The organism is Spongiactinospora gelatinilytica (assembly GCF_003236385.1).
In the GTDB taxonomy this organism is placed as follows: Bacteria; Actinomycetota; Actinomycetes; order Streptosporangiales; family Streptosporangiaceae; genus Spongiactinospora; species Spongiactinospora gelatinilytica.
Genome location: NZ_POUA01000239.1, coordinates 1 through 12,182 on the forward strand (window position 1 = coordinate 1; position 12,182 = coordinate 12,182).

Here is a 12,182-nt window from a genome sequence, read left to right on the forward strand (position 1 = left end):
GCGTGGTGGTCGCTGCCCGGGGCCGGGTGGACGTCGGCGTGGGTGGCGGTGAGGCCGCGGTAGAGGATGTGGTCCGGGCGGGTGATCGGGAACTCGGCGGGCCAGGTGAAGCCGAAGCCGGTGCCCGCCTCCAGGTGGGCGTCCGACAGTGGGGGTACCAGGCCGGTGCGCCGCCGGTCGGTGGTGGCGGTGTTGAGGTCGCCCAGGAGGAGGAGCCGCTCGCTCGGGTCGTCCTCCACCAGGCGCCTGGCCGCCAGGAGGGTCTGGTCCCGCCGTACGGTGTGGCCCGGCCGGGCCGAGGCCAGGTGCATGACGTAGACCGTCACCTCGCCGCCCGGGGTCCTGACGACCGCGCGCAGTGCCCGGTCCCAGCCGAGGCCCACGTCGATGCGGCGGGCCGAGACGATCGGGTGGCGGCTCCACAGCCCGACCGTGCCCGCGGTGTAGGAGTGCGGGTGGCGGCGGCGGAGTTCGCGGCCCACCGCGCGCAGCGCCGGTCCGGTCACCTCCTGGAGCGCCAGCAGGTCGCTGCGGCCGGCCACCGCGCGTACGGCGTCGGCGGGGCGGGGATTGGCCGCGCCCACGTTGAGCGTGGTCGCGGTGAGGTCGCTGGGCCCGCCCGGCGGGTCGCGCAGTAGCGCGGGCCCGAACATCGCGCCCCACACGGCGGCCGGGACGAGCGAGGCGGCCACCGGCCGCCAGGAGCCGGTGCAGCAGGACGCCAGCAGGAGTACCGGCACCCCGGCCCCGAGCCACGGCAGCAGGCTCTCCACGACCGGCATGACGCCGCCGACGTCCGGTACCAGCCGGTGACCGCCGAGTAGCAGCGTCAGCAGGCCCGCCACCACGATGATCGTCCTCTTCAGCAGCACACCGTCCCCGTCCCGCCCGCTCGCACGCCGGAATGGGTAAGGCTAGGGCGAGCGTCCGGCCGTCGCCATGCCGACACACGGCGGATACGCTGACACCTGACCGAATATGATTCTGTGGCCTTTTGGAGGCACAGTCCGCATGCGCATCGGTATGGCACTTGGATACGCGGGGGGATTCAAAGAGACGGTGGCCGAGCTGGTCGATCACGAAAAGGCCGGGCTCGACATCGTTTTCGTTCCCGAGGCGTACAGTTTCGACGCCGTCAGCCAGATGGGCTACATCGCGGCCGTGACCGAGCGGGTGCGGATCGCCTCCGGCATCCTGCCGATCTACTCGCGCACCCCGACGTTGCTGGCGATGACGGCGGCCGGAATGGACTACGTCTCCGAGGGCCGGTTCGTACTCGGCCTGGGGACCTCAGGGCCGCAGGTCATCGAGGGGTTCCACGGCGTGCCGTACACCGCCCCGGTCGGCCGCACCCGGGAGATCATCGAGATCTGCCGCAAGGTGTGGCGGCGGGAGCGGCTGGAGTACGAGGGCAGGCACTACAACCTGCCGCTGCCCGAGGGCGCCGGCACCGGCCTCGGCAAGCCGCTCAAGCTGATCAACCACCCGGTGCGCGACCGCATCCCGGTCGTGGTGGCCGCGATCGGGCCGAAGAACGTGGCGCTGGCCGCCGAGCTGGCCGAGGGCTGGCAGCCGATCTTCTACCTGCCGGAGAGGGCCGCCGCCGTGTGGGGCGGGCCGCTCGCGGAGGGCCTGGCCCGCCGCGACCCCGGGCTCGGCCCGCTCGACGTGATCGCGCAGGCCCCGCTGGCCATCGGCGACGACGTCGCCGGGCTGCGCGAGTTCGTCCGGCCCGTGCTCGCGCTCTACATCGGCGGCATGGGCGCCCGCGGCCGCAACTTCTACAACGACCTGGCCCGCCGCTACGGGTACGAGCAGGAGGCCGAGCGCATCCAGGACCTCTACCTGGAGGGCAAGAAGGACGAGGCCGCCGCCCTGGTGCCCGCCGAGCTGCTGGAGAAGTCCTCGCTGATCGGCCCGGAGGGCTTCGTCCGCGACCGGATCCAGGCGCTGCGCGAGTCGGGGGTGACCACGCTCAACGTCACGCCGCTCGCGGACACGCCCGGGGAGCGGGTGAAGCTGATCGAGCGGATCAGGGACCTGGCCTCCTGATCGGCCGCGCCGCCCGCGCCGGCGAGCGCCAAGGCCCCCGCCCTGCGGGACAGGGCGGGGGCCGCTGCCGTGCATCGGGGCACGGGGCCCCACGGCGGGCCGCACCCGTCAGGGAGGAGAGGCGGGTCCGGCCGCCGAGATGGCCAACTTATCGCACAATCGCCTTGACATATCATCATATCCGAAAGTCATGGAATAAATCACTTTATAGCGGGACTTGTAGGCGATGCGGTGGGCCGCATGCCGTGTCCGATCGAAGGTCTTTCCCGGCGGGCCCTTGCCGTACGTTATGCCGTGTGCCGTACATTCGGCGCATGTCCGCCAACCACCACGAGCGCCGCAGGCGCGTGTCCGACCTGCTGCCGCCGGCCGGCGCCGAGGCGATCCTGGTCACCAAGCCCGTCAACGTCCGCTACCTCACCGGCCTGGTCAGCAGCAACGCCGCACTGCTGGTGACGGCGGGCGGGCAGGCGGCGCTGGCCACCGATCAGCGCTACGCCGAGACGGCGCGGAAGGTCTGCGCGGACATCGAGGTCATCGAGGAGCGCGACACCGTCGGCGCGCTCGCCGGGCGCGCCGGTCCGGCACGGCTGGCGGTCGAGGGTCACCACCTGCCGGTTTCCGAGTTCCGCAGGGTCGCCGCGCTAGAGGGCGTCCACGGCGACCCGCTGCCGCTCTCCGGACTGGTGGAAGGGGTGCGGACGGTCAAGGACGAGGCCGAGATCGACCTGCTCCGCACCGCGTGCGCGATCACCGACCAGGCGTTCGCCGACGTCCTCGCGGCGATCCGGCCCGGGGTGACCGAGCGGGAGATCGCCCGCATGCTGCACGGCCGGATGCTCGAACTCGGCGCGGACAAGCCCGCCTTCGACTCCATCGTGGCCGCGGGCCCGAACGGCTCGGTGCCGCACCACTCGCCCACCGACCGGCCGGTCGCCGCGGGCGAGTTCGTCACGATGGACTTCGGCGCGCTGCACGCCGGCTACCACGCCGACATGACCAGGACCGTGATGGTCGGCCCGCCCGCCGACTGGCAGCGCGAGCTGTACGAACTCGTGCGTACTGCGCAGCGCGCGGGCAGGGACGCGGTCAGGCCCGGGGTCACCGCCCACGACCTGGACGCCGCCGCCCGCGATCTGATCACCGACGCCGGGCACGGCGAGCACTTCGAGCACGGCCTCGGGCACGGTATCGGCCTGGAGATCCACGAGGTTCCGTTTCTGGGCCGGGACAAGCCCGGTAGGATAGAGGATCGAGTTCCGATCACCGTCGAGCCAGGGGTCTATCTCCCCGGCAGGGGCGGGGTTCGCATCGAGGACACGCTCGTGACGCGCGTCGACCGACCGGAGCTCCTCACCCAGACGACCAGAGAGCTGCTGATCCTGTAAGGCGGGAGTGGCAGCCGTACGCAGGAGACAAGCGAGTGGCGACGACCAACGACCTCAAGAACGGCATCGTACTTCGGCTGGACGGCGGCGAGCTGTGGACGGTCGTCGAGTTCCAGCACGTCAAGCCCGGCAAGGGCGGCGCGTTCGTGCGCACCAAGCTCAAGCACGTCCTGTCCGGAAAAGTCGTCGACAAGACCTTCAACGCGGGGGTGAAGGTCGAGGTCGCCAACGTCGACAAGCGGGAGATGCAGTACTCCTACCCCGACGGTGACGATTTCGTGTTCATGGACACCGAGACCTACGACATGGTCCAGGTGCCGCGCGGCACCGTCGGCTCGGCCGCCGACTACCTGCTGGAGAACACGCTGGCCACGGTCGCCTTCAACGACGGCGCGGCGCTCTACATCGAGCTGCCCGCGGCGGTCGAGCTGACCGTGTCGCACACGGAGCCGGGTCTGCAGGGCGACCGCTCCACCGGCGGTACCAAGCCCGCCACGCTGGAGACCGGCGCGGAGATCAAGGTGCCGCTGTTCATCACCACCGGAGAGAAGGTCAAGGTCGACACCCGCACCGGCGACTACCTCGGCCGCGCCTGATGACCGCACGGGGCAAGGCCCGCAGGCGAGCCCTGGACATCCTCTTCGAGGCCGAGCTGCGCGGCGAGGACCCGGGCAGGATCCTCGCCGAGCGGCTGGAGCGTGCCGAGCCGCCGGTCAACGAGTACACCGCCGCGCTCGTGGAGGGCGTGGTGCGCCACCTGCCCAGGATCGACGAACTGATCTCGACCTACTCCGAGGGCTGGAGCCTGGACCGCATGCCCGCGGTCGACCGCAACGTGCTCCGCGGCGGGTCCTACGAGCTGCTGTGGATGCCCGACGTCCCGGAGGGCGTGGTGATCAGCGAGTGGGTACACCTGGCCTCGGAGCTGTCCACCGACGAGTCCCCCCAGTTCATCAACGGCATCCTGGCCCGGTTCAAGGAGCTCAAGCCCAGCCTCAGCCTGTGAGGACCCGCCGCCCGGCGTAGGCTGGGGCGGGTGGGACGCCCTTTCCCGAGGGCGCGGTCGAGGGAGGCTTTGACGTTGCGGACCGAAGGTGTGACCCGGCAGGCGGCCGTGCCTGCGGCGCGGACCGCCGTGCTGTGGGACGCGTTGCGGGCGGTGCTGGCCGAGCGGGCCTACGCCACCGGCCGCGCGCGGCTCGACATCATCGACGCCGGGGGCGGCACGGGTGGTTTCGCCGTGCCCCTGGCGGGGCTGGGGCACGCGGTCACCGTGGTGGACCCGAGTCCCGACTCGCTCGCCGCGCTGGAGCGGCGCGCGGCCGAGGCGGGCGTGGGCGTGCGCGCGTTGCAAGGTGACGCCGCCGACCTCGGCGACCTGCTTCCCGAGGGCGGCGCGGATTTGGTGCTGTGCCACAGCGTGCTGGAGTACGTCGATGACCCGGCGGGCGCGCTGCGGGCGGTGGCCCGCCTGCTGCGGCCGGGCGGCGTGGTGAGCCTGCTCGCCGCCAATCCGGTCGCCACGGCCGTCCACCGGGCGCTGAGCGGGCGGTTCGATGAGGCCAGGCTGGTCCTCGGCGACGACGAGGGGCGCTGGGGCGACCGCGACCCGACCCCGCGCCGGTTCACCGGCGAACGGCTGGCCGCGTTGCTCGCCGCCTCCGGCTTCACCGTGGGCGAGGTGCACGGCGTGCGGATCTTCGCCGACCTGGTGCCGAGCCGGCTCGTGGACGGCGAGCCCGGCGCGGCGGAGGCCCTGGTCGCGCTGGAACGTGCCGCCGCCACTCATCCGGTGCTGCGGGAGATCGCCACCCAGACACACGTCCTGGCCACCCTCGGGTAGGCCGCCGGATCGAACGCGCGTTCGCCTAGGATGGTGTCGTGTCCCGCAAACAGCAGGTTCCCAGGGTCGCCACGACGGGGTCGGCCGACGACACCGGCTGCCCCATCCTGCATGTCGACATGGACGCGTTCTACGCGAGCGTCGAGCTGCTCGACCGGCCGGAGCTGGCCGGCACCCCGGTGATCATCGGCGCGGCGGGCGCGCGCGGCGTGGTGCTCAGCGCCACCTACGAGGCCAGGCGGTACGGCGTGCATTCCGCGATGCCGATGACCCGCGCGATGCGGCTGTGCCCGCAGGCCACGATCATCCCGCCCAGCCACGGCAAGTACTCGGTGGTGTCCCGTGGCGTGATGGAGATCTTCCAGACGGTGACGCCTCAGGTGGAGCCGATCGCCTCCGACGAGGCGTTCCTCGACGTCGGCGGCGCGCGGCGCAGGCTCGGTTCGCCCGCCCGGGTGGCCGCGATGATCCGGGCCCAGGTCGCCGAGCGCTTCGGCATCACCTGCTCGGTGGGGGTGGCCAGCAGCAAATTCGTGGCAAAACTGGCATCTCGCCAGTGCAAGCCCGACGGCCTGCTGGTGGTCCCGGCCGACGGGGTGGTGGAGTTCCTGCACCCGCTTCCGGTCGGGGCGCTGTGGGGGGTCGGCGACCGCACCGAGGAGGCCCTGCTGCGGCTGGGCATCAAGACGGTGGGCGACCTGGCCAGGGTGCCGGTCGCCACGCTGCGCCGGGAGCTGGGCCACGCGGCGGGGGGCCACCTGTCCGCCCTGGCGTGGGGTCGCGACGAGCGGGAGGTGACCCCGCACGTCCCGGACAAGAGCATCGGCGCGGAGGAGACCTTCGCGGCCGACGTCGACGATCCGGAGACGATCCGCAGGGAACTGCTGCGCCTGTCGGAGAAGGTGGCGGCGCGGCTGCGCGCGGGCGGTCACATCGGCCGCACGGTCAGTGTCAAGCTCCGCCGCGCCGATTTCACCACCATCACGCGTTCGCGCACCCTGCGCGAGGCGACCGATGTCACACAGGAGATTTACGTCACAGCCTGCGAGTTGTACGCCGCCGCAGACCTCGCGCGCGTGCGACTGCGGCTGGTCGGAGTGCGAATGGAGAACCTCCTGAGGGCCGAGGCGTCCGTGCGTCAGCTTACTCTTGGAGAACGAGAGTCCGGCTGGAGGGAGGCGGAACGCGCGATGGACAGGGCGGTCGCGAGGTTCGGCCCGGGGGCGGTGCGTCCGGCCTCGCTGGTGCGGCCAAAGTTTGATGGAATAGATCTATGACGTCACCTCCGGTTTGGTCTACGTTGGACGTTTTCTTTCGCCTGCGTCTACAGCCTCGTATTCTGGGGATAACCGACCGCGAGGTCCGGACACCCCGTGTCGTCCGTTGCCGTCTTCCCCGTCCTGGGGCCGTCCTTGGGAGGCGCCGTGCCGCTCTCTGAGCACGAGCAGCGCTTGCTCGACCAGATCGAGCAGGCCCTCTACGCCGAGGACCCGAAGTGGGCCAATACCGTACGAATCCGTGACCCCCGTAACCACTACAAGCGCCGCTTGGTGAAGGCCAGCATCGGGTTCCTTCTCGGCGTCGTCCTGCTGATGGTCGGCGTCGTGTCGCAGCTCATCCTGCTCGGTGTCGGCGGCTTCGTGGTCATGCTCCTGGCGTGTCTTTGGGGCTTGTCGAGCTGGAAGAAGATGAACGGGTTCGGTGACGGCTCGCCGCCACCGGCGGGCCAGCCCGGCGCCGCACCTCCCGGCCGGCCGGCCGGTGGGCGGCGCGGTGGTCCGCGGCCCAGCTTCATGGAGCGCATGGAGGAGCGCTGGCGGCGTCGCCACGACGAGCGCTGAGCGACCGCTCCGCAGCGCCGCACGACCCGCCGGAACCCCTCCCGCACCCCTTCGTCCCCTTCGCCCACCGGCGCGGGGGACGAGATCACTGCGAAAACGAATGTGGCCGCCCCCGCAAGCCCGGGGGCGGCCACATTTCGCCGGTGCTCAGCCCGTCGTCTTGCGCATCCGCAGGTTCTCCAGCCGGTCGAACCCGTCCAGCAGCCGCCCGCCGACCAGGCGCAGCCGGCGCAGGGTGGACGGCGGCAGCACTACCGCCCTGATCCGTCGCCCGCGTGACGCGGTGGCGGCCAGCGCGCGGCGCACCCGCCGCAGATCCTCGCCCATCGGCCGCTGATCACCGGGAGACCTGGCGAACAGCATCCGCTCGGTCGCCGTGGCGATCCGCTCGATCGCCGCCGTGGTCAGCGGGTCGAAGCCGTGCTCGGCGGCCAGCCTGCGGCTCAGCGCCCGCGGCGTCTCACTCGCCGCCCGGCTCAGCCCGTAGTCGTACAGGGCGTCGCCGAACTCCGCCCACGCCGCCGACACCGGCGAGGCCCGCCTGCCCGCCCACACGCCGACCGGCGGATCGGCCGCGCCCCCGAAATCCGGACCCGGACCCGGACCCGGACCCGGGCTGGGGTCGTCCGCGACGGGCCTGGCCACGACCCGCAGCCGCCGCCTGCGCATGAACACCCGCAGCGCCGCCGGGATCAGCACGATCAGCAGCAGCACCAGCGCGCCCGTGCCGATCTGGCCGGCCACCGACGTGCTCTCCTCCGGCGCCGCCGGAGTGATCGTTCCCTCCCGGTCGAGCAGCGCCGGGTTGCGCGGGCGCTCCGGCGTGCCACTGGTCGTGCCGGTCTCCTCGTCCTCGCCGCCGGTCGGGCCGGGGGAGGAGGTGGCCGGGCCGGGCTCGTCGGGCGGCGGCAGGCTGTACTCGGGCGCGCGTGCCGTTCCCTGTCCCTGCGTCCCGGAGGGGGTCGGCTCGAAGGGGAGCCAGCCCACGCCCTCGAAGTACAGCTCGGGCCAGGCGTGCATGTCGTGCGTGCCGACCTGCCAGCGCCCGCCGCCCAGCGGCGTGCCGCCGGTGTAGCCGACCGCCACCCGGGCGGGAATGCCCAGGGTGCGCGCCATCACGGCCATCGCCGCGGCGAACTGCTCGCAGTACCCCACCCTGCTGCTGATCAGGAAGTCCAGCAGCGCGGAGTTGCTGTGGCCGCTCTTGGTGTTCACGCTGTAGGTGAAGTCGCCGTCGTCGGTGAACCACTCCTGCAGCCGGACGGCCTTCTCATAGGGGGTCTTCCGGTTTCTGGTGACCCGCTCGGCCTCCTCGCGCACCTGCGGCGGCAGCCCCTGCGGCAGCGACAGGTAGCGCGCGGCGACCTCCGGCACCGGCTCACCCGACCCCTTCAGCCGGTCGGCGGTCGCCCTGGGCTCGCCGCTGATCACCTGGTAGCGCAGGCCCCGGGTGGAGTCGCGGGTGGAGAAGACCATGAGCGAGGGGCGGTCGGCCCGCCAGTCGCCCTCGGCCGTCACCCGCAGCGGCGGGTACGGCAGCGGCAGGAACTCCACGTCCAGATCCTCACTGATCTGGATGTCGGTCTTGACCTGCCGGTCCTGCGGGGTGGGGGTGAGTCCGGGCGGCGCGGGCAGCGGCCCGTTCTCAACCCGGTTCTCCGGGGTCCCCGAGGGGTTGGACATGGTCCACACGTCGCTGTTGAAGGTGTCCAGCGCGTACAACCGCAGGTACCTCGGTACGCCGTCGTCGTTGGTGTAGGTGAGGACGGGCGTGTTGTCGGGCAGGGTGAGCTGTCCCTTCAGCCCCACGATGGGGTTGGGGATGCTGATCGTGTTGCCCTCGCCCCTGCCGTCGCCCGCACCGACGCCGAAGGTGAACAGTGGGTTGGGTTCGAGCGTCGGCACCAGCGCGGGCACCAGCACGGCCAGCCCGATCGCCGCGACCCCGATCCGCTTGCCGGACAGCCGCAGTTGCCCCCTGTCGCCCTCCGGCCTGGACGTACCGCGCATCCGCCGGACCAGCACCGCCCGGCCCCAGTGGCCGATCCGCTCCCGGCCGTCGGCGAGCAGCAGCGCGGTGAACCCCAGCGCCGCCACGATGAACGACGGCCAGGGGATCTGGTCGGTGACGATCTCGGCCGGCACCACGAACAGCGCGAGCAACGGCAGCCCCGCGAGCGCGGCCCGGCGCAGCCGTACGGCCAGCAGGTCCACCGCGATGGCGATCAGCCCGATGCCCAGCGCGGTGAACAGCATGATCGACGGGTTGGCCGGGACCGGCGGGGCGTAGCGCTGGATGTCCTGGAAGCCGTCCTCGACCAGGCTCACCAGAGCGGCCGCGGAGTCGCTGGTGGGGACCAGCATGGCCCACGCCTCATCACCGGCGAAGGCGGCGGTCAGGTAGATCCACAGCCCGGCGAGCTGGGCGAGCGCCGACAGCCAGCCCGGTACGGCCAGCCGGGAGGCGATCACCCCCATCGCGCCGATCACCACGATCGCGCCGAGGGTGGTCCAGAGCCAGGCCCCTCCGGAAAAGAGCTGGTGCAGGGTCGTGGCGACGGCCATCGTGGCCAGCGCCGCGGTGATCGGAAGTCTCATTCGCCGCCTCCGCCGGCCGTGTTGCCTATCGGGGTGCGGCCGCCCCGGCGGGCGGCCTCGGGCCATACGGCCGCGATGGATCCGCCGGAGCGCAGCCGCGCGACCCGCCAGCCGTACCCGGCCAGGACGGTCCTGACCTGCTCGTACTCCTCGCTGGGCGGTGCGTCGGGATGCTCCCACACGGCCGTGTCGAGCACGACCGCCACACCGGTGACGCTGCCGTGCCGCAACCGGGCCAGGGCGGTGACCTCCTCGGCCCGCAGCGACCCGAGCACGGCCACGAGCAGCCCGTCGCCGCCGCCCTGCCGCAGCGCGGTGACCCCGTAGTCCAGGGAACGCGTCTGGCTCTGACGTACCACCGCCAGCGTGTCCAGCAGCGAGTGGCTCAGCCCCGTGTCGGTCAGGTGCTCCGCGCCCTGGTCGGTGACCAGGCGCAGGCCGAGGCCCTCACGGGCCAGGTGGACGCCGATGGAGGCCGCGGCCGAGACGGCGACCTCGAACGACGAGCGCGGGCCCTCCCCCCGGTGGGCCATCCTGCGGGTGTCGAGCAGGAGCGCGCCGCGGCTCTGCCACTGCTGCTCCTCCCGCCGCACCATCAGCTCGCCGTGCCTGGCGGTGGAGCGCCAGTGGACCCGGCGCAGGTCGTCCCCCTGGCGGTACTCCCGCGGCGCCACGTCGTCATCGCCCGCCGCCGCCACGCTCCTGGTACGGCTGTCGCCCCCGCCGGTCCACTCGCCGGAAAGGCGTACGTGCGGAAGCGGCACCACCTGCGGCGTCACCACCAGGGTGTCGCTGATGGTGAACCCGCGGGCCAGTTCGACCAGCCCGAACGGGTCGGTGATCCGCACCGAGAGCGGCCCGATGGGGAACCTGCCGCGCAGGTCGGAGCGGACCCGATAGTCGATCTCGCGGATGCCCTGCGGCTCCACCCGGTCCAGCACGAACCTGGGGCGCGCGCCGAGCGCGTAGGGAACGGTGTCCTCCACCAACAGCAACCCGGTCGGCAGCCGGGTGACGTTCTCCAGCCGCAGGGTGACCGTCGCCTCGACGCCGACCTCCGCCCGTTGCGGCTCCAGGCGGCGGGCACAGCTCAGCCGGTAGCGGGTGCGCGCGACGACCATCGCCGCCAGCAGCGGCAGCGTCAGGATGAGGATGCCGATCCGCAGCAGGTCGTGTTCGCCGAGCAGCACGGCGCACAGCAGGGCGGCGATCCCCGAGGCGACGAACGACCGCCCGCGCGCGGTCAGCGCGCCGAGCCCGGCCTTCACCGCCTGGTTCCCACCCCGCCGGGCCCCCGGCCCGGTGCGTCGGGCACGGGCACGCGGCGTACCAGGTCGGCGACCACCTGCTCGGGATGGCGGCGCTGACCCTGCGCCTCCACGCTGGGCAGCAGCCGGTGGGCGAGCACCGGGACGGCGAGGTCCTGGAGGTCGTCGGGGATGACGTAGTCACGGCCCGCCAGCGCGGCGTGCGCCCGCCCGGCCCGCACGAGCTGGAGCGTCGAGCGGGGCGAGGCCCCGAGACGCAGGTCCGGCGTCTGCCGGGTGGCGGTGACCAGGTCGATGGCGTACTTCTTGATCGGCGGGGCGACGAACACCGCCCGCACGGCCTCGATCAGCGCCCGCACCTCGGCGGTGGTCGCCACCGGCTCCAGCTTGTCCAGCGGCGAGGCCGCACCGTGGACGTCCAGCATCTCCAGCTCCGCCGCCGGCTCGGGGTAGCCCATCGCGATCCTGGCGGTGAAGCGGTCCCGTTGCGCCTCGGGGAGGGGATAGGTGCCCTCCATCTCGATCGGGTTCTGGGTGGCGATCACCATGAACGGCGTGTCGAGCCGGTAGGTGGCCCCATCGACGGTCACCTGGTGTTCTTCCATGCACTCCAGCAGCGCGGACTGCGTCTTGGGGGAGGCGCGGTTGATCTCGTCGCCCACCACGATGTTCGCGAAGACCGGGCCCGGCTTGAACTCGAACTCGCGGGTCTGCTGGTTGTAGGCGCTCACCCCCGTGATGTCGCTGGGCAGCAGGTCCGGGGTGAACTGCACCCGGCGGACGGGGCAGTCGATGGACCGGGCCAGCGCCTTGGCCAGCATCGTCTTGCCGACACCCGGCACGTCCTCGATGAGGAGGTGGCCCTCGGCCAGCAGGACGGTCAATGTGAGCCGGACGACGTCCGCCTTGCCCTCGATCACCGATTCGATCGCGTGCCGGATCCGGTGCGCTGTGGAGACCAGATCCTCGAGTTGATGTCCGACGTCATGGCTGACAGCCACCGGGCCTCCATGATGGTGGTACGGCATGCCCCCACAGGCGCTTTTGCGGGGGCCTTGCGTTTCTTTTCCATTGTGTGTACAGACACTACGTTGCCAGGGGTTCCGGGGCGACTTATAGCCGATTTACCGGCGAATGCGGCTATAGCCGGGCTATCGCGATGCCCCCGCTCCACGGCGCCCCACCACTGCCC

11 protein-coding genes are annotated in these 12,182 nt (G+C 72.1%); 7 read left to right on the forward strand and 4 right to left on the reverse strand.

Going from position 1 to position 12,182, the window contains the following annotated elements; genetic code table 11:
• Positions 1–872 (reverse strand): endonuclease/exonuclease/phosphatase family protein (locus C1I98_RS25745; protein ID WP_233508181.1); only part of this gene is annotated, 872 nt, incomplete at its 3' end.
• A gap of 106 nt (positions 873–978) precedes the next feature.
• On the opposite strand from C1I98_RS25745, the gene C1I98_RS25750 reads away from it, so the two are divergent.
• The 7 genes from C1I98_RS25750 (at position 979) to C1I98_RS25780 (ending at position 7,124) form a co-directional block, all read left to right on the forward strand.
• Positions 979–2,052, forward strand: coding sequence for an LLM class F420-dependent oxidoreductase (locus C1I98_RS25750; protein ID WP_111170007.1), 1,074 nt, complete (start codon positions 979–981; stop codon positions 2,050–2,052).
• 314 nt (positions 2,053–2,366) lie between these two features.
• Positions 2,367–3,440: a M24 family metallopeptidase gene (locus C1I98_RS25755; RefSeq protein WP_111170008.1), complete on the forward strand. Its 1,074-nt coding sequence runs from the start codon at positions 2,367–2,369 to the stop codon at positions 3,438–3,440.
• A gap of 35 nt (positions 3,441–3,475) precedes the next feature.
• Positions 3,476–4,036 carry an elongation factor P gene (gene efp / locus C1I98_RS25760; RefSeq protein WP_111170009.1) on the forward strand — a complete coding sequence of 187 codons (561 nt, stop codon included), beginning with the start codon at positions 3,476–3,478 and terminating at the stop codon, positions 4,034–4,036.
• Positions 4,036–4,446 (forward strand): transcription antitermination factor NusB, encoded by a 411-nt coding sequence (gene nusB, locus C1I98_RS25765; RefSeq protein ID WP_111170010.1) that lies wholly within the window; start codon positions 4,036–4,038, stop codon positions 4,444–4,446. Before efp ends, nusB begins: the two co-directional genes overlap by 1 nt.
• A gap of 75 nt (positions 4,447–4,521) precedes the next feature.
• A complete protein-coding gene (locus C1I98_RS25770) occupies positions 4,522–5,283 on the forward strand; it encodes a methyltransferase domain-containing protein (RefSeq protein WP_111170016.1) in 762 nt (253 codons plus the stop codon).
• A 38-nt stretch (positions 5,284–5,321) separates the two neighbouring features.
• On the forward strand, positions 5,322–6,560 hold the full coding sequence (gene dinB, locus C1I98_RS25775) for a DNA polymerase IV (RefSeq protein ID WP_111170011.1): 1,239 nt from the start codon (positions 5,322–5,324) through the stop codon (positions 6,558–6,560).
• Positions 6,561–6,707: 147 nt separating this feature from the next.
• The gene (locus C1I98_RS25780) at positions 6,708–7,124 is read left to right on the forward strand and encodes an SCO2097 family morphological protein (protein WP_111170017.1); all 417 of its coding nucleotides are present in this window, start codon (positions 6,708–6,710) and stop codon (positions 7,122–7,124) included.
• 147 nt (positions 7,125–7,271) lie between these two features.
• Here the strand turns inward: C1I98_RS25780 and C1I98_RS25785 are convergent, their stop codons facing one another.
• The 3 genes from C1I98_RS25785 to C1I98_RS25795 are packed head-to-tail and all read right to left on the reverse strand — an operon-like array spanning position 7,272 to position 12,018.
• A complete protein-coding gene (locus tag C1I98_RS25785; RefSeq protein ID WP_111170012.1) occupies positions 7,272–9,722 on the reverse strand; it encodes a transglutaminase TgpA family protein in 2,451 nt (816 codons plus the stop codon).
• On the reverse strand, positions 9,719–10,990 hold the full coding sequence (locus tag C1I98_RS25790) for a DUF58 domain-containing protein (protein WP_111170013.1): 1,272 nt from the start codon (positions 10,988–10,990) through the stop codon (positions 9,719–9,721). The genes C1I98_RS25785 and C1I98_RS25790 overlap by 4 nt, the downstream gene beginning before the upstream one ends.
• On the reverse strand, positions 10,987–12,018 hold the full coding sequence (locus tag C1I98_RS25795; RefSeq protein ID WP_397559410.1) for an AAA family ATPase: 1,032 nt from the start codon (positions 12,016–12,018) through the stop codon (positions 10,987–10,989). The genes C1I98_RS25790 and C1I98_RS25795 overlap by 4 nt, the downstream gene beginning before the upstream one ends.
• Positions 12,019–12,182 lie beyond the last annotated feature (164 nt).